This window comes from Bradyrhizobium sp. AZCC 1577 (assembly GCF_036924575.1).
GTDB lineage: Bacteria > Pseudomonadota > Alphaproteobacteria > Rhizobiales > Xanthobacteraceae > Bradyrhizobium.
The window spans coordinates 4,460,934-4,483,093 of sequence record NZ_JAZHRQ010000001.1; the positions used below are offsets into that span (position 1 = coordinate 4,460,934).

The window sequence follows — 22,160 nt, forward strand, 5'->3', positions numbered from 1 at the left end:
ACCTCCCTCAAATTCCAAGTGCGGTCAGTGCCCTCGCCACGTCATCCGTCGATGTCACGTGGATGGCAGAAAGGCCGCGCGCCCGCGCACCTTCGATATTGGCAGCCGAGTCGTCGAAGAACAGGATCCGCGACGCCGGCACGCCGATCGCTTTTACCACATGATCATAGGCTTCGGCGTCGGGTTTGCGCAAACCGATGCTGGAGGACAGGTATATCTGACGGAAATGGCCGAGCACATCCGCATAGGCCTGCGAAAAATGCGTGACATGGGCCGGATTGGTGTTGGAAAAAGCATAGAGCGGCAGGCGTTCTGCGGCACGCGCCAGGAGCGGCGAGATTCCGGGCATTTCGCCGGTGAAGATCGCGTTCCAGCCTTCCAGGAACTGCGCGTCGGTGATGCCGATGCCGAGCGACCGGCGCAGGCTCGCAAAGAACGCCGCATCGTCGATCCGACCGGTCTCGTGGTGCTTGAAACTGTCGTCCATCACAAAGCGTCCGGCGAGGTCGGCAGGCGCGCAGCCGGCATGCCCTGCCCAGCACGTCATTACCTGATCGAAACTGATGTCGAGCACGACACGGCCGAGGTCGAACAGCAAGGCATCGACGGAATGGGGCGCTGGCGGCGAATTCATGGCAGTCGTTTACAAAACCGGACCGGCCTCGGCAACGGCCACGGCGATTTGCGTCGCAGCCCAATCCGGCGCTTAAGCCCGTACGCAGGCTGTGCTAAGGCTTTGGGCCAGTTTCTTGGGGCCAATTTTCAGGGAGTAGTCGCATGCAAACCGTTGGCAGAATCCTGGGCGCCGTCGCCGTGATCGCATTATTGGCCGGCCCCGCCTGGGGCCAACAAGCCCGTCCTCCCGCATACGGCGAGACCGAGAAGGACAAGACGCCCTCGGAAAAAGCGGCGGAAAAGGAGGCCGAGCGGGCCTACCGGAGGTCGCTCGGCAACATCCCCGAGCAGCAGAAGAATTCGGACCCTTGGGGGACGATGCGCGGCGACAGCGCACCGCCGAAAGCGGCGGCCAAGGCGCCGGCAGCGAAGTCAAAGGCCAAATCCGCCGAAGGCGCCGCAAAGTAGCAGACGCCGGCAAGCCCGGGCATGACGAACTCTCCATCTAACGTGATGATTTCATTCAAAATCTGAAAGCGACAGTATTGCCCCCGGTCGGCGTGCCTTGATCCGACCAAAAAGCCATTGTGAGTTGGCGGGGCCGGGACAGGGGCGCCGATTCACAGGGATGGTGGGCGTCCGTAGAGATAGAGGGACGCCCCACGATGCGCAGGAATTTTGCCTTTCTTCTCGGCACGGTGACGGGCGCGTGTCTGACCGCTCTCGTGATCGGACCTCAAGGCGCGCATTTGGTGGCGGCGGCAAAGGCCGCGGCCCGTTCCGACGCCTACGCCCAGCTCAATCTGTTCGGCAACGTGTTCGAGCGCATCAAGACCAGCTACGTCGAGAAGCCGGACGATTCCAAGCTGATGGAAGGCGCCATCAACGGCATGATCTCCGCGCTCGATCCTCATTCGCGCTACATGAATGAGAAGGGCTGGAGCGACATGCAGGAGACCACCCATGGCGAATTCGGTGGGCTCGGCATCGAGGTGACGATGGAAGACGGCCTCGTCAAGGTGGTCACGCCAATCGACGATACGCCCGCGGCCAAGGCCGGCATGCTGTCAGGCGACGTGATCACCCAAATCGACGACGAGGTCATCCAGGGCATGACCCTCGAACAGGCGGTGGGCCGGATGAAGGGCCCCGCCAACAGCAAGATCCGCCTCAAGGTCGTGCGCAAGGGGGCCGCCGCGCCGATCGACGTTGCCATCGTGCGCGAGATCATCCGGGTGCGGCCGGTCCGTTTCAAGACCGACGGCGGCGACATCGGTTACATCAGGATCACCCGTTTCAACGAGCAGACCACCGACGGCTTGAAGAAGGCGATCGCCAGCATCTCGAAGGAAATTCCGTCGGAAAAACTCGCGGGCTATATCGTCGACCTCCGCAACAATCCCGGCGGCTTGCTCGACCAGGCGGTGTCGGTGTCGAGCACCTTCATGAACCGGGGCGAGGTGGTCTCGACGCGCGGCCGCACTTCGGAGGAAACCCAGCGCTTCACCGCGCGCGGCGGCGACATCACCAAGGGCAAGCCGCTGGTCGTGCTGATCAACGGCGGCTCGGCTTCGGCGTCCGAGATCGTGGCGGGAGCCTTGCGCGACCACAAGCGCGCCACGCTGATCGGCACGCGCACCTTCGGCAAGGGCTCGGTGCAGACCATCATTCCGCTCGGGCAGGGCAACGGCGCGCTGGCGCTGACCACGGCGCGCTACTTCACGCCGTCGGGCCGCTCGATCCAGGCCCAGGGCATCGCGCCCGATGTCGAGGTGCTGCAGGACGTGCCGGATGAAATGAAGGGCCGCGCCGAACTCAAGGGCGAAGCCTCGATGCGCGGCCACCTCTCCGCCGACGGCGCCGAGCAGACCGGCTCGCAAGCCTACGTCCCGCCGAACGACAAGGACGACAAGGCGCTCAACGCCGCGTTCAGCCTGCTGCGCGGCGGCACCGTGAATGCAAATGCGGTCACGGCCGCGAAGCGTGCGGTGCCGAACTGAGCCCTCACGCCGGTCGCGAAGCCGGCTTCCGCTTGCGAGCCTTGTAGCCCGGATGAGCCAACGGGTCGCGCGAATGCGCGGCCAGCGACGAGCGCAAGGGCGCTCGCGGAGTGATGACAGGCTCCGCGATATCCGGGGTTGTTTCCCGCATGTCGCTCCGCTCATGCGGGCTACTTGCTGCTGCCCACGGCGGGTAGCGAAAACGCATCGTCAAGGCGCGCGTAGCGATCCACAAAACAAGATCGTTTTGAAACCTCATCTCCATCCATTCGTAGCTCGCGTCGAACACCACGCGCGTTCGAACGGAGCAGTCATGTCGAGAAGATGGATTTTGCCGGCCCTGATCTTGTCCCTTGGTTCGAGTGGAGCCCTGCAGGCCAATCCGCTGGATTCTCCCGACATCGTTTATATCGACGGGCTGCCATGCAACCGCGCGTGCCAGTCCTACATGGCCTGGTCTGATCAGGCCTTGTCTGCCCGGCACCGCGCGGTTCGCGAGACTGATGTCGTGGTGCCGGCTGAGGCCGAAACCGCAAGACCAGAACACGCCAGTCCCGCACGCGTAGCGAGGCAGGGCGCACCCGTTTCCCGCGCTGCGCCGCGCGGCAGCAAGGCGGCCTCCAATACGAGGCCGCCAACCGCCAAGAAGGCCGCCGCTCCCGCGCTCGCAGCAGCCAGGAAGAACATTCCGGCGGCCACGGCGCCAGTGGCTCGCGAAAAGGCCGTCGCGGGTGGGCAGCCGCCGGAGCGCAAATTGGAAATCCCTGGTAGCCCCGAGCCCAGTCAGGCAGCCGCCGTCGCTGCGTCGCAGCCTGCGGAGACTCCGGAGGTCAAATCCGAGGTCGCCCTGCCGCCGCCGGCCACGCTTGAGATCGCCGCGACGCCTGCCGCGCCCGAGGCGACTGCGTTGCCTTCCTCGGCCGGCGTTGCTCCCGCTCCGGCCTCTCGAACCATCCAGCAGCAGCTTGTGGAAGCGACGGGATTGGCCGATCTCGTCACGGCGATCGGGACAGGGCGGGAAGCGGCCAACAAATCCGACAATCCGGAAACAGCGCCCGCCGACGTGAGCGATACCGACAAAGCGGCATCCGCAGCGCCAGACGACCCGGATCTGGTGGCGCTTGTGCTGGCACGTCCGGAGATCAATTCGCTATCCGACCTGAACAACAAGAGCATTGCGATCGAGGAGAAGCAATCCGCATCGAGCGGACGTGTCAGCGCCGCGTTCATGGCGGCGGGCGCCGCGGAAGTCCAGTTCAGCGAAGGACAGCGAGGGGCGATCGACCGGCTGATCAGCGGCGAAGTCCCCGCAGCGGTGCTGACGCTGGCTTCGCGCGAAGCAGCAGAGGGGTTTCCCGATATCGAAGGCTTCAGGACGTTTCGGGTACCGCTGTCGCTGAAGGCGCGGCTCTAGTCGCCGTGGCAATCGAAGCCCGGATGAGCGAAGCCGCCGTCCGGGTTTGGTTCATCCCTGCATATCGCAGCGCTCACGCAGGTTACATGCTGCCACAGGTCATCCTCGAAATGAGCCTGTCACAGAAATTATCGTGTCTCATTCCGGGGGCAGTCCAGCACTGTCACCGTAATTCAGAGGTAATCTGGAGGTCGGATTTGTAGTCCCGCCCCCTGGTTCACCAGTAATTACTCCTGGCGCTAATCCGCAATCAGCGGTTAGGGTCGGATATTCAAATGCTGTAACAGGCGACACGTACTTTGTGACCTACAATTCGAATGGACAGGTGATTTCACCCGTTACCGGTCGAACGGTAGCAAGAGATTGGGCTCATTATCCCATAGCTCCACCACTGCTCACAACAAAGCCATGACGATGCGAGAAACCAGAGATCCATTGGTCGGCGATGAACTGATTGAAATTTCGCTTCGGCCTTACGAGGTGCATTTCATTTTCGCCGAATCCGTGGTTCAGCTTGGCACCTCATTTAACGTCTCCGCGAGCGGAGCGCCGTTGACAACTATTAGTCCGAAAGAGCGGAGTGGAAACCTGCTAGTTTTGTGGTCTTTGATTGGTGCAACGGTCAGGGAGGTTGTTTGGGGTGAAACTGTTCGGATTAGATTCGCCGATGATAGCATCCTGTTGGTTGGACCAACGGAAGGGCGGCCAAGAGGCACAATTATGGGGCGCCGTGATATGACTATTGAAGATTTCTAACGGCTGGTACCGCGCGCCCCGCGCATTACATTGCGCAACGCCAGGGCGGCGGGGGCCGCAGAAATCCAGTTCAGCGAAGGACAGCGAGGGGCGATCGACCGTCTCATCAGCGGCGAAGTCCCGGCCGCGGTTCTGACATTGGCGTCGCGCCAAGCCGCCGAGTGGTTTCCCGGAGTCGAAGGCTTCAGGCCCTTTCGGATACCGCTCGCACAGAAGGCGCGACTCTAGACGTCGCAGCAGAGCCCGGACGAGCGACTTGTCCGCCGTAGCTCGAAGAGCGTAGGCGGAAGCGACATCTGGGTTGGCTTGTTCCCGCAGATTGTTGCGCTCATACGGGCGACTTTCTGAACTGACCGCGGTCTGCCCAACGCCACTTTCTCCTTCACAATTGGGCCGGGAAACCATCTCCCTCTCGCGCGTTGTGCGGAGAGAATCATAGGAGGATGGCTCATGCGAACCTCAATTCTCGCGATGATGGTCGCTTTTGGAACCGCGCTCAGCATGCCGGCACTGGCTCAGCAGTCGACGGCGCCCGGCCAGCAGGTGCAAACCGACAAACAGATGCAGGAGGAAGCGGATCAAGGAATCAAGACACGCGACTCCGGACAATCCGGCCTTGTAAGCGAACAGGAAAAGCCCGGTGCTTCCGCACATCCGCCCGGACAACCCCATCCGAGCAGCCAGACGACGGGTTCGGGCACCGGCACGAGTGGCAAGCAGGGGGCAACGCCGAGTAGCAGTCCGCGCTAGCCCTGAGTTTCAGCAAGGGGTGGTTCGACCGACGTGCGTCCTACGCCGTGCGCGCCGCGTCCTTGGGCCCGCAATTACGTAATTGCGGTGACAGTCCAGGACTGTCACCGTAATTCTTCAAGCTATCGTGAGAATCCCGAAAACGCACCGTGGATATGATTGGCAACGTTGGCTAGCGCCGCGACGGGAAGGCAACAAATTGCATTTATGAGGTGTCATATGTCTGCACCCTGCAAGTTCGAGCTACGTATCCTGAATCACGATGAGAAAGCGCTCATACAGACCTCTCATCACCCCGAAATTGGTGACGCGGATCGCGCGACGCTTGAAAACCTGAAATCATCGCTCAGAAAACTCCGGGACAAGGAGCGTACGCTCGCCTTTCAGCGGCGTCGGATCAGCAAAGGCACCGCCCAACCGCGGGGCCAAAGCGTTTCGGGGACTGCCGAGCATTCTCTCCATCGCAAGCAGGTTTTCGTCGCTGCCCTGAAGCGGGTTAACAAGGAGCTCGCACGCCTCCAAAAATTTGAGGCGCGGAGGGAGCTGGGAGAAGCGGCCCGGCGAGCGCTTTCTCTTCGTAGAGCACAGCAATTCTCCCGCCCGACAAATGAGCCCACTTCACATGAAGGCATGAAGGCGATTCCGAGTCGCCGACGAAGTATCAAACTCCCGCGGTCAACAATTGGGCGGGTGTCACAGGCGAACAAGAGAGCCCAGGCCGCAAGAGACTCCCGCCGATAACGGAGCTTATCCAATTCGGCCGCACGGCAGGTGAATTTTGCCGCAACCCGCTGACGGTTTGATTGGAAATCGGCTTCGCTGTGTTGCTCGCCGATCGCGGCGGGCTGCGGGCGGCGTCACCCGTTTGGGGTATTGACCAGGATTAAGTAAGTCCAGATTGTTGAACTGATTTTTCTAGATGGGTACGCTTTCGGTCCTTTTCCCGGCCTTGCTTTGTTGCCTTTTTGCAGTACGCGCATCTGCCGACTTCAGCAGTTTTATCCAACCAATCCATTAGGGACATATGATGATTTTGCCGATACGACCGCGAGCTTTCTTTGCTTCACTGACTACCGCAGCTTTTTTCGTTTTTGCGACCGCATATGGGAATGGCGCCTACGCGCAGGTTCAGGTCGCCGTAATCGGTGACAGCAATGTTTATGGCAAGGGCGTCTCACCTTCGGAGAATTATCCGAGCAAGCTTGAGGCGGCTCTCCGAGCGCGCGGGTTGGATGTTCGCGTCAGCAATGGGGGTATGAATGGCGATACAAGCGCTGGTCTCGCAGCGCGCCTAGACTCCGCGGTGCCGGCAGGTACACGCGTTGCTGTTATTTGGGTCGGCGTCAATGATGTGGTCAGGCACGGCAAGAGTCGTGCGGAAGTGTATGCAAATGTAGCCGGCATTGTCGGTCGCCTTCGAGCGAAGGGTATTGAGAGCTATTTCATTCGCCCACCAGTTTACAATGTTGAGGACCACAAAAATCCCGCGCTCATCCTCTCGGGAGACAATCATTTCAACGGCGTGGGCTATAGCCGGATGGTGGCAAAGACTATTGGCCCGATACAAGCTTTGGTAGTCAAAGCGATGAAGCAAAAGGTCTCTCAAGGGCGCTGAATTACGGTGACACTGTCACCGTAATTCCGTAATTCCTCTCGGCGTGGTGCAGCTACGACGCGTGCACCTTGGCCCGCTGCCGTGCTCGGCAATGAATCCAGTCGGAAAGCCGGATGCCGGAAACCGGCACGTCCGGTTTGATGAGCGGGGAGAGGAAACGGAACGTTGCCGCATGGCTCAAGTCACCGCGCCTCTCCTCGACTCTACGCGCTAATGCGGGCCAATGGCTGATTTGCGGGAAGCACCTTTCGTTGAAGGCCCGGCAGATCATCCGGGGCAAATCACTTCGGATTTTCAGAAATCGCGTCAAGCCCTGGAATCAAAAATATTCCGCTTCGCGCCAGACCCAAATCACCGGTAAAGATCTAGCCATCCCGTCCCGAAGAAGAGGGGCGTTGGCCATCGTCACGAACGTTGGGACGGGTTGCGGTGGACGCGGCAGCGTCGGGCGCGTGGATGTGATCGCAGGGCAGCTATCCGTGAGCGAACACAGCGCGCAGGACGTACGGCGCTTAAACGCCTCCGTTAGGTCTTCGGCCGGCAAGCACTTGGCTGGTTGAAGTCTTTGGCAGAGGAAGCTGCGTACGGCAAAACCGTGTGGTCCTGGCACCCGTGGCTGGTGTTAAGCCGGCGGAGGTTCTTCGAAACCCGACCGGGTTCGATGAATCGCCAATCTGTCGGCGATGGAGGCAAAAGGAATTCGTCTCCAGGGAGAGCGCGGCATAAGCCATCAAACCATCGCGCAGGGAATGCCGGGCTGCTCCGGCTGTACCTGTATGCTCGTGTGCGCATTTCTTAAGTGCGTTTGCACACGAGACCGCGGGTGCAGCAAGCACCCGGCATTCCCTGCGCCCTCTCAATTTTAGGGCGAAGCGATACAGTACAACTCGGGCAAATCATGTTGCGAGAATGCGAACGTGTATCTCAGCGTCATTGCGAGCGGAGCGAAGCAATCCATTGTCACCCCGCGTGCGGAACGATGGATTGCTTCGCTCCGCTCGCAATGACGGTGGTAAGCAGTGTTGTAAAACTACGCCGTCCGCACAACCGGTTTGCGCCGGCGCGGCCGGTTCGTCGGTGCCGCCTCGGGCTTCTGCCGGTCCGCCAGCAACAGCGGCCTGATCTCTGCCGTCGGCTTCGGTGCGCTGAACAGGTAGCCCTGCATTTCCGAGCAACCGAGCTCGCGCAGCAAGTCGCGCTGCTGTTCGGTCTCGACGCCTTCGGCAGTCGTCGTCATGTGGCGTTCGGCGGCGATGTTCACCACCGCCTCCACGATACAGGACGAACCTTCCGGCTCGGCGATATCGGTGATGAAGCAGCGGTCGATCTTGATCTTGTCGAACGGGAAACGCTGCAGATAGCTCAGCGAGGAATAGCCGGTGCCGAAATCGTCGAGCGCGATGCGAACCCCGATGGCGCGGAGGTCGTGCAGGACGGCGAGCGCGGCCTCGTCATCTCTGATCAGCACGGCCTCGGTGATCTCAAGCTCCAGCCGGCTCGCCGCGAGGCCCGACGCGGCGAGCGCCGCCATCACCTTCAGCGCCAGCGTGCCGCTCCTGAACTGTATCGGCGAGACGTTGACCGCGAGCCTGACATTGCCGGGCCAGGTCGCGGCCTCCTTGCAGGCCGTGGTCAGCACCCATTCGCCGAGCTGATTGATCAGGCCGGTGTCCTCTGCGAGCGGCACGAACTCGGCAGGCGAAATCATGCCGCGCTGCGGATGGCGCCAGCGCACCAGCGCCTCGCAGCCGGTGATCGCGTGGGTCTGCAGGCTCAGACATGGCTGGTAATAGACCTCGAAGCCGCCGTCGACGAGCGCCTGGCGCAGGTCCATTTCCAGGCTGCGGCGGGCGCGGACCTCGGCTTCCATGTCCGGTTCGAAGAAGCGATAGGTGCGGCGGCCGGCGGCCTTGGCGGCGTACATCGCCAGATCCGCGTTCTTCAGGATCTGGTCGATATCGGAGCCGTCTTGCGGCGCGAGCGCAATGCCGATGCTGGCGTCGGTGGTGACCTGATGGCCGAGGCATTGATAGGGCGAGCGGATCGCCTCGAAGATTCGGCTGACGAGCTTCATCACATCGTCGATATCATCGATCCCGGTCTGCACGATGGCGAATTCGTCGCCGCCGAGCCGGGCCACGAAATCGGATCTCCGCGTGCAGGCGGCGAGGCTGGCCGCGACCGATTTCAGGAGCTCGTCGCCGATCATGTGGCCGAGCGAATCGTTGACGCTCTTGAATTCGTCGATATCGATATAGAGCACTGCCAGTGGCCGGTTCGGCGCGGCGTAAGACAATTCGCGCTTGAGCCGCTCGTGGAACAGGGTGCGGTTCGGCAGATCGGTGAGCGCGTCGTAATGGGCGAGGTGGGTGATGCGCTCCTCGGCGCGCCGCCGCTCGGTGATGTCTTCATGGGTCGCCAGCCATCCGCCGTCCGCCACCGGTTCGTTGACGACCTGGATCGAGCGCCCGTCGGGCGTCGAGATGACCATGACGTTGCGGTGCGCGATGTCGCGCAGCACCATCTCGACGTAGTGATCGATGTCGCCGACGAACGAGCCGGTCTCCTTGCGATGGGCGATCACCTCGCGGAAGCTGCAACCCGGCTTCACGACATCAGCCGAGAGGCCGTACATTTCGAGGTATCGCCTGTTGCAGATGATGAGCTGCCGCCTGGCATCGAACAGCAACAGGCCCTGCGTCATGTTGTTGACGGCGGTGTCGAGACGCTGCTTTTCCAGCGTCAGCCTCTGCTTGGATGCCCGGTGCTGATAGGAAAGCTTGCGGACGACGAGAAACAGCAGGGCGGCGATCGCCAGCACGGAAAACCCGGTGATGGCGATCAGGATTCCGATCTGCTCGCGCCAGTCGGCCAGCGCGGCCGATGTGGTGATCGAGGCGACGATCAGAAGCGGAAAATTGGTCAGCGCGCGGGAGGCGATCAGCCGGTCCTCGCCGTCGATCGGGCTGGTGAGGCGCGAGGTGCTGCGGGGCAGCTCGAAGACCTGCCGCTGGGCGGCCGGACCGGTCCTGAAGTTCTTGCCGATCAGCTCGGGCACGTGCGGGTAACGGGCCAGCAGCGTGCCGTCGCTGTGGTGCATGGCGATGGAGGCGCCTGGGCCGAGGGCTACGGTTGCGAAGAACTTTTCGAAATGGACGGGTTCGATGCCCCGGCCGATGACGCCGAGCAATTCGCCTTTCGGTCCGGTGATCTTGCGCGCGATCACGGTGGTCCAGGCGCCGGTGATGCGGCTGTAGACCGGCTCGACCAGCATCTCCGGCGATTGCGGGCCGGACTTGAATGTTCTGAAGAAAGCGCGGTCCGCCGAGTTGACCGGCGGCGGCGGCCAGGCGGCCGACGCATTGATCAGGTTGCCATCGGCGTCGAAGATGTTGATGCCGCCGACATAGGACAGCGCGTCGATCTTGGATTTCAGGATGAGATGGATGTCATGGCCGGACATCCGGCGCTTGTAGTTTTCGAGCGTGGCGATCCCGCTGGAACGCATGAACGCGATCAGGTCCTTCTGAACGACCTGAAAATCCTCGAGCTGCTGGTCGAAATGGCGGGCGAGCAGCAGCACGGTGTTTTCCAGCTCACGTTCGCTGTTGCGCAGCGCGCGCTCGCGGAAATTGCCGGCCATGATGGTCGCGCCGATCGCGATGGTGGCGATCAAAAGCGTGCCGCCCAGGATCAACCAGCGGATCGGGCCGCCGCGAAAGGCGAACGCGATCCTCAATGATTTGGTGCCGGTCGAAGCCATGGAACGCGATCGCGGCCGGGAAATGAACTGCCGGAAGCGGCGTTCTCCGAAACCCGGCCAATAGATTCGATACCGCGCCGAGATGGAATTGACGTTAGGAAGTCTGGTTAATGAATGGTTAGCTCGGTGGCGAGTGTGGGCTGTGACAACCACAGGGGAGGGTCGGGTTCCGGCCATCCCCAGGCATTCGGGTCGTGACGACGATGATCGCTGCAAGGATGTTGGCGGCAACGCCGGCCAGGATCGGCAGCGTATAGTCGTGGGTGAGATCGAACGCGAAGCCGGCAGCGCTGGGACCGATCAGGGTTCCGAAGGCGACGCTCGTGTAGAGAATGCCGATGATGCCGCTGACGTTGCGGCCGCCGAAACAATCCATCACCACGGCCGGAAGCACGGCGACCCAGGCGCCGTAAATCATGCCGTAGACGAACGCAAAAATGGCAAGCGGCCAGAATGTCGTCGAGATCGTCCAGATCGCCAACGCGATCGCCATGCCTGCGAAGAGCAGCAGCAGGGCGGACTGGCGGCCGATCCGGTCGGCGACACCGCCGAGGAAAAACCGGCCGGCCGTGCTGCCGATGCCGATGATGCCTAGCAGCAGCACGGCGGATGTGGCCGGGACGCCGTGGTCCCCGGCATAGGGAACGAGATGCACGAACGGCACGAACAAGCCGAACGAGCAGATCAGGCAGGCGGCATATAGCGAGATGAAGCGTCGCGACCGGATCGCCTCGCGCACCGACGCACCTTCGGCCCGTGTCAACATGGCTCCCTGCTGGAGTGGATCGCCGTCGGGATTGAGGCCCCGGCCGCGCGGATCGTTCTCGAGAAGGAGCGCCATCCCCCCGCCGACAATCGCGGCGAATGCGCCGAGCGCAAGATAGGCGCCGCGCCATCCGAGCGTCTCGATCAGGAACGTTGCCTGCGCCGGCATCACCAGTGTGCCAACCCCGATCCCGCTCACGGCGAGACCAGAGGCAAAGCCCCGCCGCCGCACGAACCAGCGCTGTACCGCGCCGACCGCCGGGACATAGGCGCAGCCGACGCCGAGTCCGACGCCAAGGCCGTAGGCTGCGTACACCTCGACCAGGTTGCGCGCGGCACTTGCCGCGGCAAGCCCGAGGCCGATCAGCAGCATGCCCGCCAGCGCGAGACGGCGCGAGCCATAGCGGTCGGCGAGGGGACCGCTGACGATGCCGAGGCCGAAATAGAGAAAGCCGGCCAACGAAAATATCAGCGACACCGAACCACGCGAGGCGCCGAAATCACGCTGCAACGAGTCGAGAAACGCGCTGAACGTATAGGCGGAGCCGAAGCCGACAAAGGTCACGGCAAAAGCGGCAGCCACCACAAACCATCCATAGAAGATGCCGGAATTGGGCAACGCCGACTGGGCACTCAATGTTGCCTCCATGGGCTCAGCGACGGATGGCGGCGATGCCAGGATGTGTCCCTCTGGAATGCTGCGCCAGCGCGTATCAGCGTGGCCTCGTCCAGATCGGCGGCTACAAGCTGAAACGCGATCGGCATTCCGGTTGCGGAAAAACCGCCGGGCAGCGTGATCGTGGGGTGACCGGTCATGTTGAACGGGCAGGTGTATTCCTGCAATCTGGCGATCAGGTCCGGCCGGTCGCCGAGCGTTCGTATCATGGCGAGCGTCAAGGGTGGGAATGGGTGAACCGGAATGAGCAGCAGATCGATTGTCTCGAACAGCGATGCGATCCGGCCGCGCAATTCCAGCCGCCGCAGCAGGATCCTCTGGTAGTCGGAAGCGGACAACGCGCGGCCTGCCTCGATAACGGTGGCGAGGATCGGACCATATTCATCTTTGCGCGCGGGATAAGTTGCATCGTGCGCGACCGCGGCCTCCACCGCGCAATTCGGAACCCAGTCGGCGACGGCCTGCTTCACGTCGGGAAACCGCACATCGACGATGTCAGCGCCAAGCGCACGTAACGCCTTGATTGCTTCGCCCAGCACCTGTTGGGTCGCAACGTCTACGCCGTCGCTGCTCCACTTCGGGTCGAAGCCAATCCGCAGGCCTCTTACGTCCTGCTCCGCCGCAGCCAGATAGTTGGGCACAGGATCGAGGACGGCTGTCGGATCGGCATGATCGCGCCCGGCGATGACGCCAAGCATGGCGCCGGCATCCATCGCGCTCCGCGCAATGACCCCGACATGGTCCAATGTCGCTGCCAGTTCAAACACGCCGTGGCGGCTGACGCGTCCCCAACTTGGCTTCAAGCCGGTAAGACCATTGGCGGCACATGGCCAGCGGATCGAACCGCCGGTATCGGACGCGAGCGAGCCATAGCAGAGCCCCGCTGCAGCTGCAGCCGCCGAGCCACTTGATGAAATGCCCGGCCAATAGTCGGGACTCCATGGATTCTTGGGCGGCGTTACAGATGGATGGTGGTCGGAATAGGCGCCTTCCGTGAGTTGCAGCTTCCCCAGCACGACTGCGCCGGCTTCATTCAGGCGGTGCACGACGGTTGCGTCTTCATCGGGCCGAAAATCGCTGTGGACGACGGTACCGGCAGCGGTTGGAACATTCCTTGTCCAAAATAGATCCTTCACCGCAATCGGAATACCGTGGAGCGGTCCGCGATACCGGCCTGCTGCGATTTCGGCGTGGGCTGCTTCGGCTTGCGCCATCGCAGCATCGGCCATCACCCGGACATAACTGCCGAGTTCGCCATCCAGAGCGGCGATGCGATCGAGTTGCGCGCGCGTTGCTTCCAGCGGAGAAATTTTGCGGGTCCTGATGCATGCCGCAAGCTCCGTGAGTTCAAGGTAGTGCAGATCGTCGGTGCCAATATCCATCCTGCCTCCGTCAGCGATGCGGCGCCTGGAATCTTCCGGTGAAGGACCATCGTCCGTCGTCAACACCGGTATAAACGTTATACCGGTGTCTATTGATGTCAACCGGTAAATATGCTTTACCGGTGTTGCAATGTCGAAACTGTCCAGACAGTTCAAGGTTCCCGACGAGTTGGCCAATCTCTACGATTTCGCCAATACGCTCGACCTACGGCATTTCACGCATCATGGCGTGCGGAATCCGCAAGGTGATGAACTGGCAAACGCTAGGGGATTCGCAGTGTGGATGCGGCAACGTGGACTGTTGCTCGTCGACGCGAGGGTTTCGCCGACGATGCACGCAACCGCGCTTGAGCTGAGGCACTTGATCCGCGACTATCTGCAGCGTGATCCGCCTGAGCGAGGCAAGAATAGGGACTCGGTCCGCGCACTGAATAAAGTGCTCAAACTGTTTCCGCTGCTCGCGACGGCAAGGGATGACGGCGGCATGGTGCTTGAGGCAGCGCGTGACGATGCGCTGACGGGGCTCTCATCGGTCGTTGCGGAGCTCTACGACGGCTCCAGAAATGGAACGCTTGATCGGCTGAAAATGTGCGCTTCCGACGAATGCCGCCGCGTGTTCTTCGATCGTTCGAAGCCCGCCACGCGGCGATGGTGCATGTCGTCATTGTGCGGAAACCGCATGAAGACAAGAAAGTATCGCGAGCGCCAACGCAACGCTGAATAGGCCGTCGATCGACGCGCTGGCTCCGCAGAATTGCACGATCTCGCGAAAGGTGGCGAAGCCGTCACCGCATGGATGTCGGGGGTCGCTTCGCGCGCTTCTTCACTACAGTGCCAGCCGTGGCGGAGCCATCCGGCACGACATGTCCCTGGCTGAATCGTCGCGGATCGGAAGGATTACCCGGACCGTTGTTCTGACAATTGGCGTTCGGATAGTAGAACGCGCAATAGCCGGGTTCGTAGATCACCTGCTGAGCCATCGCAGGTGCCGAGATCACGGCCAACGCGGTCGCCGCGCCAACAAGCCTGTAGATCGACATCGGATTCCTCCTTGTAACGGTCCCGATGAAGACAACCCCGCGCGATCGGAGCGCATTCCTCGCCGCGCCAGTCACACGCGCGTGACGAGGGCTACGCCGTGTCGGGGCTCACCGCTCCGCGCGATAATGGCCGGACTTGCCGCCGCTCTTCTCGACGAGATGGAGGCCTTCGATGCGAACGCCGCGCTCGACCGCCTTGATCATGTCGTAGATCGTCAGGCACGCGACCGACACCGCCGTCAGCGCCTCCATCTCGACGCCTGTCGGGCCGGTGACCTTGACGGTGGCGCGGACGATGCAGCCCGGAAGTTTTTTGTCAGGCGTGATGTCGAGCGTCACCTTGGACAGCGCCAGCGGATGGCACAGCGGGATCAATTCCGATGTGCGCTTTGCCGCCATGATGCCGGCGATGCGGGCCGTGCCCAGCACGTCGCCCTTCTTGGCATTGCCGGAGACGATCAGATCGAGCGTCGCCTTGGCCATGACGACACGCCCCTCGGCGATGGCGGTGCGCTCGGTCGCTGCCTTCGCGGAGACGTCAACCATCCGCGCTTCGCCGGCGGCATCGATATGGGTGAGGGCAGCGCCGCCTCTGGAAGCCTTTCGCGCCATCTGCTAGCCGGTCCCGGTCGCGCGGGCCGTATCGGAACGCGCCAGCAATGCGCGGGTTGCCGCGGTCACATCGGCCTGCCGCATCAGGCTTTCGCCGACCAGGAAGGTCGACATGCCAACGCGTTCGAGGCGCGCGAGATCATCAGGCGTAAAGATACCGCTTTCGCCGACCATCAGGCGATCACGAGGGATCAGCGGCGCCAGCGCCTCGCTGGTCGCAAGCGTGGTCTCGAAGGTCCGTAAGTTACGGTTGTTGACGCCGATCATCGGAGAACGAAGTTTTAGCGCGCGGTCGAGCTCAGTGCGGTCGTGGATTTCGATCAGCACGTCGATGCCAAGCGCAATCGCCGCGTCCTCGATATCTCTGGCGGCGGCATCGTCGAGCGCAGCCATGATGATCAGGACGCAGTCCGCGCCATGGGCGCGGGCTTCCACCACCTGATAGGTGTCGAACAGGAAGTCCTTGCGCAGCACCGGCAGATTGGTTGCCGCGCGCGCCGCCACCATGAAATCGAGATGGCCCTGGAACGAGGGCGCGTCCGTCAGTACCGATAGGCACGCCGCGCCGCCGGCCTCGTAAGCCCTGGCCAGCGCCGGCGGATCGAAATCGGCGCGAATGAGCCCCTTCGACGGCGAGGCCTTCTTTACCTCGGCGATCAGCGCGTAGTCGCCACGGGCGAGTTTTTCCCGAATGACGCGGACGAAGCCGCGTGGTGGCGGGGCCGCTTTCGCCCGAGCCTCGACCTCGGCAAGCGGATGCGCGCGCTTGGCGGCGGCAATTTCCTCGCGCTTGTAGGCCTCGATCTTCGTCAGGATATCGGACATCTCTTACAGCCCCTCAGATCAGCCGCGTGAGACCGCGATCAGGTGCTTCAGCCGTGCCGCCGCCGCGCCGCTGTCGAGCGATTTCGCGCCGATCGCGACGCCTTCCTTCAGGTCCCTGGCACGGCCGGCCACGATCAGCGCCGCCGCGGCGTTCAACAGCGCGACGTCGCGATAGGGGCTGGGCTTGCCGTTGAGCACGCCTTGCAGCGCCAGCGCATTGGCGTCCGCATCGCCGCCCCTAAGCGCGTCGACATTGCAGCAGGTGAGGCCCGCGTCCTCCGGCGTCACCTCGAAGGTGGTGACTTTTCCGTTGTCGAGGCTGGCGACAAAGCTCGGGCCGGTGAGGGTGATTTCATCGAGCCCGTCGGAACCGTGGACGACCCAGACGGATTCAGAGCCGAGATTTTTCAGGACTTGCGCCAGTGGCTGCACCCAGTGCCTGGAGAACACGCCGACCATCTGGCGCTTGACGCCGGCCGGATTGGAGAGCGGCCCGAGGAGATTGAAGATCGTGCGGGTGGCGAGCTCGACGCGGGTTGGGCCGACATTCTTCATCGCGGGGTGATGCGCGGGCGCGAACATGAAGCCGATGCCGGCCTCCTGCACACAGCGGCCGACCTGGTCGGGCGTGAGGTCGATCTTGACGCCGAGGGAGGCCAGCACGTCGGCAGCCCCCGAACGCGACGACAGCGCGCGGTTGCCATGCTTGGCGACGGGCACGCCGGCGCCTGCGACGATGAAGGCCGCGCAGGTCGAGACGTTGACCGAACCGGAGCCGTCGCCGCCGGTGCCGACCACGTCGACCGCGTCCGCAGGCGCCTTGACCCGCAGCATCTTGCTACGCATCGCCGCCACCGCGCCGGTGATCTCGTCGACGGTTTCGCCGCGAACCCTGAGCGCCATCAACAGCCCGCCCATCTGCGAGGGCGTGGCCTCGCCGGACATCATGGCATCGAAGGCGGAGGCTGCCTCGTCACGCGACAGCGTCGCGCCGGTGGCTACTTTTCCGATGATAGATTTGAGGTCGTCCATCGTTTGGCTTTCAAAATCGAGACCTCATGGTGAGGCGGCGTTCTTGCGCCCTCTCCGGACGATGCTTCGCATCGCTCGAAGAACCATGAGGCCCGGCTCTCATCCTTCGAGACGCGGCCAGGTGGCCGCTCCTCAGGATGAGGTGAGTTATTATGCTCAATTGTTCGCGCCCGTCACCTGCGCGAAGGCGGCCGCGTTGATGGAGGTGCCAATCTGGGATTCGATCTTGGTCACGTACTGCGCGATCTGTTCGTCGGTCAGGCCGCGCTGCAACGTCTCCTTCAACTTCTTCAGCTCATCGGAGGCCATGTCGACCGGCGGCACCGTCACGTCGGTCACGCGCAACACGATCCACTCGCTGCCACCGGTGCCCGGCGTCTGCGTGACGCCGTCCTTGGGCGTCCGGAATGCGGCCGTGATGGCGGCGGAGGGCACGCCTGAAAGCGAGGCGTCGCGGCGGAAACCGGTGGCAGTCTCGACCTTTACCCCGGCCGCAGCCGCTTCGGCGGCGAGCGTGCCGCCTTGCTCGACCTTTTGCACCATCTCGGTTGCCTTCGCGCGCAACTTGCTCGAAATCTGGTCTTCGCGCCATTTTGCCTCGACCTGGCTCCGCACCTCGTCGAGTGACCGCTCGCGCGAGGGCGTAATGCCGAGCACGTCGTACCAGACATAGCCGCCGGCAAACTGGATCGGTTCGTTGTCGACGCCGACATCGCTGTTGAAGGCCTGCGAAACCACGTCGAGGCCGCGCGGAACATTCGCCACCGGCTGGCCGTCGGGCGTGCGGCCGGAGCGATCGACGGCCTCGATCGTGACGGGGGTGAGGCCGAGCTTCTGCGAAGCCTCGACCACATTGGCGCCGCCGCTGCGTTCGTCTTCCATCTTGTTCTGGATTTCGTTGACCTTGGCGCGTGCGCGTTCGGTCGCGATTTCCTTCTTCACCTGCGCAGCGACGCTTTCATAGGTCGGCGTCACACCCGGCTCGATCTTGCCGACCTTGACCAGCGCCACGCCGAACCGGCCCTGCACCGGCTGGCTGACTTCGCCTGACTGCAGCGAGAACGCGGTATCCGCAATAGCCGGATCGATGATCGCGTTCTTTGCGATCATGCCGAGATCGACGTCGGCCAGATTGAGGTTGCGCTCCTTGGCGACCTCGTCGAACGATGTTCCGGACGTGATGCGGCTGCGCGCGGCCTGCGCTTCGCCTTCGTTCGGAAAAAACATCTGCGACACTTCGCGCTTTTCCGGCGTCCCGAGCTGGTCGCGGCGCTGCTCGAAGGCCTTCTTCGCATCCTCGTCGGAGACCTCGGTCCACTTGCCGATCTCTTCGGGGCTGATCATGACAAAGGACAGTTTGCGATACTCGGGTGCGCGGAATTGGGTTTTGCGTTCCTCGAAATAGGCTGCCAGCGCTTCGGGCGAAGGCGGATCGATCGTGCCGGCCTGCGCCGAGTCGAGCTTGACGTATTCCATCGAGCGCTGCTCGTTCTGGAAGCGGGCGAGCGCCTCGATCAGGACCTTCGGCGGCTCAGCCCCGGCCGAGACGGCGCCGACGATCTGGCGCCGCAGCCCGACCCGCCGGCGTTCCGCCAGATAACGTTGCTCGGTATAGCCGAACTGCCGGATCGTGGCCTGGAAGCGAGCGGGATCGAATTTGCCGCCCAATCCCGCAAAATTCGGATCGCTGTAGATCTGCCGCATGGCTTCGTCCTGCGATTGGGCAAGCCCCATGCGCCGGGCTTCCTCATCCAGCGCGGCTTCGGCGATGGTCTGTTGCAGCACCTGCCGATCGAGCCCGAAGGCGCGGGCCTGTTCAGGGGTCAGCGGACGGCCGAAACTGCGGCCGAGCTGCTGCAGCCTTTCCGTGTAGATCTGGCGGAATTGCTCCGTCGAAATCTCGGTCTTGCCAATCGTGGCGAGCGACGACTGGCCAAATCCCTTGAAGATGTCGGCAATACCCCAAACTGCGAAACTGACAATCAAAACGCCCATCACGACGGCCATGACAACCTTGCCGAGCCAGTTTGATGAGGCTTTCCGAATTCCTCGAAGCATGGGTCCAACTTGTTTTTAAAGGAGAGGGGGGAACCGGGTCGTGCCCAAGGGAATTCGATCCGGGACCGAATTCCGCAACAAGGCGTCACCGAGTTGAAAACGCATCATAAAGTGGCCGCGCCCCCCTCGCAACCTCGCCCATGCGAGCTATTTGAAGCGGTTAATGGCCCGGGGATCGCCCGACCGGTATCTGGAACTGGCGGCGTGGCTCTGCTAGCGCATCTAGAACGCTGACATTTGCGGGACAATCGACATGACCGATGCCATCCGGCCGCTGATCGCCGGCAACTGGAAAATGAACGGCCTGAAATCTTCCTTGGGTGAATTCGAAGCCATGATCGCCGGTGCAGGTGCGTTGGCCGGCAAGGCCGACCTGCTGGTCTGCCCTCCGGCCACCCTGATCGGCAGCTTTGCCGACAGGGCGCTCGGTTCAAAACTCGCCGTCGGGGCGCAGGATTGCCACGCCAAGGCCTCGGGCGCCCATACCGGCGATCTCTCGGCGGAGATGCTGGCGGATGCCGGCGCCAGTGCCATCATCGTCGGGCATTCGGAGCGGCGTGCCGATCATGGCGAGACCGACGCGTTGGTGCGGCAGAAGGCTGAAGCAGCATGGCGGGCGGGCCTGGTGGCGATCGTCTGCATCGGCGAGACCCAGAAGCAACGCGATGCCGGCCAGACGCTGGATGTCTGCGGCGGGCAACTCGCCGGTTCGCTGCCGGACGGCGCGACATCAGCCAATCTGGTGGTGGCCTATGAGCCGGTCTGGGCGATAGGCACCGGTCTGACGCCGACACCAAAAGATGTCGAACAAGTTCATCGCTTTATCCGCGATGTTCTCATCAGCCGATTTGAGGCCGAAGGCAGCAAGATCCGGATTCTCTATGGCGGATCGGTCAAACCTTCCAATGCAGCGGAACTGATGGCGGTCGCCGATGTGAACGGCGCATTGGTTGGTGGCGCCAGCCTGAAAGCTGTGGACTTTCTGGCGATTGCGGAGGCGTGTTAGAGCGTTTTCAAGCGAAGTGGGGACCGGTTCGCGTCAAGAAAATGCGTCTATTCAAAAAGTCTCAGGCGGGCACGCCTTCCTGCAACCGCTTCCAGTAGATCAGCGTGCCCGTCAGCCCGCCATAGGGTTTGAGCGCGTAGTCCGGAATGACCCCGGTTAGCTTGAATCCCATCCGCTCATATAGTCCGGCCGCGCCTTCGTCCTCGGCGGTGTCGAGCACCAGCAACCAGCGCCCGCGCGCGATCGCCAACCGCTCGGCCTCGCGCAGCAGCGCTGTGGCGATCCCGCGGTGGCGGTGACTGACACGCGTCATCATCTTTGCGATCTCGGCGCGATGCGGCTGGTTCGGCGGCAGATTGAGCAGCAGCGTAACAGTGCCGATCAGGTCATCGCCATCAAACGCGCCGAGCACGATGCGCTCGCCGCGGCCGGCAGATGCAAGCGAGTCGCGCCAGAACGCTTCTGCTGCCGCCAAGGGCAGAGGGTGCATGAAGCTGACCGAGCCACCATGCGCGACGGTCTCCACCAGCATTTCGCTCAACGCGGTCCAGACGACGGGCGAGGACGTCAGCGCTTCGATCCTGATCGGCGACATCCTCAGCTCCGGGCTAGCGCTACGACATAGACGCAAGGAGATGTCGTTTCGTTGGCGAACGTCACTTCCGCCGGCGGACCGAATCCGAGGCAGTCGCCGGGCCCGAGTTCGTGGCGTTCACCGCCATCGATGAGCACGAGCGCGCCCGACAACACCCAGAGGACCTGGCGGATGTGGGCGTAGGACGACGCGGGCAGCGTCACGCGCTGCTTCGGCGGCATCTCGACCTTGACGACCTCGATGGGGTGATCGGGCCGGTTGAACACCTGCCGGCGCAAATAGCCGGTCTCGGGATCGCGCCACACCGGTTGCTCGGCGGCGCGCGAAAGACGCCCTCCCTGGCCTTCGGCGCGCAGCATCAGGCCGGCGAGGGTGAGATCGAAGGCGCTGGCGAGCCGAACCAGCACCACTGCGGTCGGGCTGACTTCGGCGCGCTCGATCTTGCTGATGGTGGCTTTTGATACGCCGGAGCGTTCGGCAAGATCTGCCAGCGACCAGCCGCGGCTGTCGCGTTCGAGCCGCAGGCGGTGGGCGAGCCGGGCGCTGAGATCGTCTACTAAAGTATCCATTTGTCTATTATAAGAGAAATTGTCGCGATCTCAAGTGCCGGATGCGATCATCGGGCGGAGCCGTGGGCAGCCTTGCCGTGGCGCCTGCGGCAATTATCTCCACGGCGGCGGTTGGGGGTGACAATGCCCCGTCCGATCGTGTAACACCGCGCAACTTCAGGAAAACCCGCAAGCTCTTGGTGCAGCCGAAGCCCGGCGCTCTTCGCTTGTGACGGAAGGTTTTGAGATGCAGACCGTCATTATCGTCGTTCACCTCATGATCGTCGCCGTGCTGATCGGCGCGGTGCTGCTGCAGAAATCCGAAGGCGGCGGCCTCGGCATGGGCGGCGGCGCCGGCTTCATGTCGAGTCGTGGCACCGCCAACCTGCTGACTCGCACCACGGCAGTCCTGGCGGGCCTTTTCTTCGTGACCAGCATGACGCTGGCCTGGCTCGCGGGCGTTGATCGCAAGCCCGCGTCGATCCTCGGTACACCGACGACGCAGTCCCAGCCGGGTGGCGCGACGCCGGTCGCTCCGCCGACCTCCGGCGGCGTGCTCGATACGCTTAAGAAGGTGGATGAGCAGCAGGGCCAGTCGGGTCCGCAGGCGCCGCGTTCGCAATAAAGCAGGGTGGCCATGCAGGGCGGCCCTCTACCGTCCTGCATCAGAACTTCCCATCAATGCTCTGAAATCGCTTTAAAATTCAC

At 62.8% G+C, this 22,160-nt stretch carries 20 protein-coding genes; 9 read left to right on the plus strand and 11 right to left on the minus strand.

Annotation, left to right across the window (positions count from 1 at the left end; genetic code table 11):
* Positions 1-7: 7 nt before the first annotated feature.
* Positions 8-634 carry an HAD-IA family hydrolase gene (locus tag V1278_RS21090; RefSeq protein ID WP_334382089.1) on the minus strand — a complete coding sequence of 209 codons (627 nt, stop codon included), beginning with the start codon at positions 632-634 and terminating at the stop codon, positions 8-10.
* 143 nt (positions 635-777) lie between these two features.
* On the opposite strand from V1278_RS21090, the gene V1278_RS21095 reads away from it, so the two are divergent.
* The 6 genes from V1278_RS21095 (at position 778) to V1278_RS21120 (ending at position 7,150) form a co-directional block, all read left to right on the plus strand.
* A complete protein-coding gene (locus tag V1278_RS21095; protein ID WP_334362908.1) occupies positions 778-1,083 on the plus strand; it encodes a hypothetical protein in 306 nt (101 codons plus the stop codon).
* A gap of 197 nt (positions 1,084-1,280) precedes the next feature.
* Positions 1,281-2,615, plus strand: a complete 1,335-nt coding sequence (locus tag V1278_RS21100; RefSeq protein ID WP_334362907.1) for a S41 family peptidase — start codon at positions 1,281-1,283, stop codon at positions 2,613-2,615.
* 313 nt (positions 2,616-2,928) lie between these two features.
* The gene (locus V1278_RS21105) at positions 2,929-4,029 is read left to right on the plus strand and encodes a hypothetical protein (protein ID WP_334382090.1); all 1,101 of its coding nucleotides are present in this window, start codon (positions 2,929-2,931) and stop codon (positions 4,027-4,029) included.
* Between the two features lie 408 nt (positions 4,030-4,437).
* A complete protein-coding gene (locus V1278_RS21110; RefSeq protein ID WP_334382091.1) occupies positions 4,438-4,785 on the plus strand; it encodes a hypothetical protein in 348 nt (115 codons plus the stop codon).
* Between the two features lie 450 nt (positions 4,786-5,235).
* Complete coding sequence (locus tag V1278_RS21115) at positions 5,236-5,535, plus strand: hypothetical protein (RefSeq protein ID WP_334382092.1); 300 nt, start codon at positions 5,236-5,238, stop codon at positions 5,533-5,535.
* A gap of 1,027 nt (positions 5,536-6,562) precedes the next feature.
* Complete coding sequence (locus V1278_RS21120; RefSeq protein WP_334382093.1) at positions 6,563-7,150, plus strand: GDSL-type esterase/lipase family protein; 588 nt, start codon at positions 6,563-6,565, stop codon at positions 7,148-7,150.
* Positions 7,151-8,180: 1,030 nt separating this feature from the next.
* On the opposite strand, the gene V1278_RS21125 is transcribed toward V1278_RS21120, so the two are convergent.
* From V1278_RS21125 to V1278_RS21135, 3 genes are all read right to left on the minus strand, one after another.
* Positions 8,181-10,913, minus strand: a complete 2,733-nt coding sequence (locus V1278_RS21125; protein ID WP_334362902.1) for a bifunctional diguanylate cyclase/phosphodiesterase — start codon at positions 10,911-10,913, stop codon at positions 8,181-8,183.
* A 118-nt stretch (positions 10,914-11,031) separates the two neighbouring features.
* Positions 11,032-12,315, minus strand: a complete 1,284-nt coding sequence (locus V1278_RS21130) for an MFS transporter (protein WP_334362901.1) — start codon at positions 12,313-12,315, stop codon at positions 11,032-11,034.
* Positions 12,312-13,736: an amidase gene (locus V1278_RS21135; protein ID WP_334362900.1), complete on the minus strand. Its 1,425-nt coding sequence runs from the start codon at positions 13,734-13,736 to the stop codon at positions 12,312-12,314. The genes V1278_RS21130 and V1278_RS21135 overlap by 4 nt, the downstream gene beginning before the upstream one ends.
* A 130-nt stretch (positions 13,737-13,866) precedes the next feature.
* Here V1278_RS21135 and V1278_RS21140 point away from each other — a divergent pair, with 130 nt between their 5' ends.
* Positions 13,867-14,460, plus strand: coding sequence for a CGNR zinc finger domain-containing protein (locus V1278_RS21140; RefSeq protein ID WP_334362899.1), 594 nt, complete (start codon positions 13,867-13,869; stop codon positions 14,458-14,460).
* 61 nt (positions 14,461-14,521) lie between these two features.
* Here the strand turns inward: V1278_RS21140 and V1278_RS21145 are convergent, their stop codons facing one another.
* The 5 genes from V1278_RS21145 to V1278_RS21165 all read right to left on the minus strand — a co-directional run bounded on the left by V1278_RS21145 (position 14,522) and on the right by V1278_RS21165 (position 19,303).
* Positions 14,522-14,776 (minus strand): hypothetical protein, encoded by a 255-nt coding sequence (locus tag V1278_RS21145; protein WP_334362898.1) that lies wholly within the window; start codon positions 14,774-14,776, stop codon positions 14,522-14,524.
* 108 nt (positions 14,777-14,884) lie between these two features.
* Complete coding sequence (gene moaC / locus V1278_RS21150) at positions 14,885-15,388, minus strand: cyclic pyranopterin monophosphate synthase MoaC (protein WP_334362897.1); 504 nt, start codon at positions 15,386-15,388, stop codon at positions 14,885-14,887.
* Positions 15,389-15,391: 3 nt separating this feature from the next.
* Positions 15,392-16,213: an indole-3-glycerol phosphate synthase TrpC gene (gene trpC / locus V1278_RS21155; protein WP_334362896.1), complete on the minus strand. Its 822-nt coding sequence runs from the start codon at positions 16,211-16,213 to the stop codon at positions 15,392-15,394.
* Between the two features lie 18 nt (positions 16,214-16,231).
* Positions 16,232-17,245 carry an anthranilate phosphoribosyltransferase gene (gene trpD / locus V1278_RS21160; RefSeq protein WP_334362894.1) on the minus strand — a complete coding sequence of 338 codons (1,014 nt, stop codon included), beginning with the start codon at positions 17,243-17,245 and terminating at the stop codon, positions 16,232-16,234.
* A gap of 156 nt (positions 17,246-17,401) precedes the next feature.
* Positions 17,402-19,303 (minus strand): peptidylprolyl isomerase, encoded by a 1,902-nt coding sequence (locus tag V1278_RS21165; protein ID WP_334362893.1) that lies wholly within the window; start codon positions 19,301-19,303, stop codon positions 17,402-17,404.
* 253 nt (positions 19,304-19,556) lie between these two features.
* On the opposite strand from V1278_RS21165, the gene tpiA reads away from it, so the two are divergent.
* Positions 19,557-20,309: a triose-phosphate isomerase gene (gene tpiA, locus V1278_RS21170; protein WP_334362892.1), complete on the plus strand. Its 753-nt coding sequence runs from the start codon at positions 19,557-19,559 to the stop codon at positions 20,307-20,309.
* Positions 20,310-20,370: 61 nt separating this feature from the next.
* On the opposite strand, the gene V1278_RS21175 is transcribed toward tpiA, so the two are convergent.
* On the minus strand, positions 20,371-20,904 hold the full coding sequence (locus V1278_RS21175; RefSeq protein WP_334382094.1) for a GNAT family N-acetyltransferase: 534 nt from the start codon (positions 20,902-20,904) through the stop codon (positions 20,371-20,373).
* 2 nt (positions 20,905-20,906) lie between these two features.
* Positions 20,907-21,473 (minus strand): helix-turn-helix domain-containing protein, encoded by a 567-nt coding sequence (locus tag V1278_RS21180; RefSeq protein ID WP_334382095.1) that lies wholly within the window; start codon positions 21,471-21,473, stop codon positions 20,907-20,909.
* Between the two features lie 226 nt (positions 21,474-21,699).
* Between V1278_RS21180 and secG the strand changes: the two genes are divergently transcribed.
* Complete coding sequence (gene secG, locus V1278_RS21185; RefSeq protein WP_334382096.1) at positions 21,700-22,077, plus strand: preprotein translocase subunit SecG; 378 nt, start codon at positions 21,700-21,702, stop codon at positions 22,075-22,077.
* Positions 22,078-22,160 lie beyond the last annotated feature (83 nt).

Coding starts and splice junctions, on each gene's coding strand:
- V1278_RS21140 (WP_334362899.1), top strand. CDS start 13,867: ATGTCGAAACTGTCCAGACAGTTCAAGGTTCCCGACGAGTTGGCCAAT.
- V1278_RS21110 (WP_334382091.1), top strand. CDS start 4,438: ATGACGATGCGAGAAACCAGAGATCCATTGGTCGGCGATGAACTGATT.
- V1278_RS21120 (WP_334382093.1), top strand. CDS start 6,563: ATGATTTTGCCGATACGACCGCGAGCTTTCTTTGCTTCACTGACTACC.
- V1278_RS21180 (WP_334382095.1), bottom strand. CDS start 21,473: ATGGATACTTTAGTAGACGATCTCAGCGCCCGGCTCGCCCACCGCCTG.
- trpD (WP_334362894.1), bottom strand. CDS start 17,245: ATGGACGACCTCAAATCTATCATCGGAAAAGTAGCCACCGGCGCGACG.
- tpiA (WP_334362892.1), top strand. CDS start 19,557: ATGACCGATGCCATCCGGCCGCTGATCGCCGGCAACTGGAAAATGAAC.
- V1278_RS21145 (WP_334362898.1), bottom strand. CDS start 14,776: ATGTCGATCTACAGGCTTGTTGGCGCGGCGACCGCGTTGGCCGTGATC.
- V1278_RS21105 (WP_334382090.1), top strand. CDS start 2,929: ATGTCGAGAAGATGGATTTTGCCGGCCCTGATCTTGTCCCTTGGTTCG.
- V1278_RS21090 (WP_334382089.1), bottom strand. CDS start 634: ATGAATTCGCCGCCAGCGCCCCATTCCGTCGATGCCTTGCTGTTCGAC.
- V1278_RS21115 (WP_334382092.1), top strand. CDS start 5,236: ATGCGAACCTCAATTCTCGCGATGATGGTCGCTTTTGGAACCGCGCTC.
- V1278_RS21175 (WP_334382094.1), bottom strand. CDS start 20,904: ATGTCGCCGATCAGGATCGAAGCGCTGACGTCCTCGCCCGTCGTCTGG.
- V1278_RS21095 (WP_334362908.1), top strand. CDS start 778: ATGCAAACCGTTGGCAGAATCCTGGGCGCCGTCGCCGTGATCGCATTA.
- V1278_RS21100 (WP_334362907.1), top strand. CDS start 1,281: ATGCGCAGGAATTTTGCCTTTCTTCTCGGCACGGTGACGGGCGCGTGT.
- secG (WP_334382096.1), top strand. CDS start 21,700: ATGCAGACCGTCATTATCGTCGTTCACCTCATGATCGTCGCCGTGCTG.
- V1278_RS21165 (WP_334362893.1), bottom strand. CDS start 19,303: ATGCTTCGAGGAATTCGGAAAGCCTCATCAAACTGGCTCGGCAAGGTT.
- trpC (WP_334362896.1), bottom strand. CDS start 16,213: ATGTCCGATATCCTGACGAAGATCGAGGCCTACAAGCGCGAGGAAATT.
- V1278_RS21135 (WP_334362900.1), bottom strand. CDS start 13,736: ATGGATATTGGCACCGACGATCTGCACTACCTTGAACTCACGGAGCTT.
- V1278_RS21125 (WP_334362902.1), bottom strand. CDS start 10,913: ATGGCTTCGACCGGCACCAAATCATTGAGGATCGCGTTCGCCTTTCGC.
- moaC (WP_334362897.1), bottom strand. CDS start 15,388: ATGGCGCGAAAGGCTTCCAGAGGCGGCGCTGCCCTCACCCATATCGAT.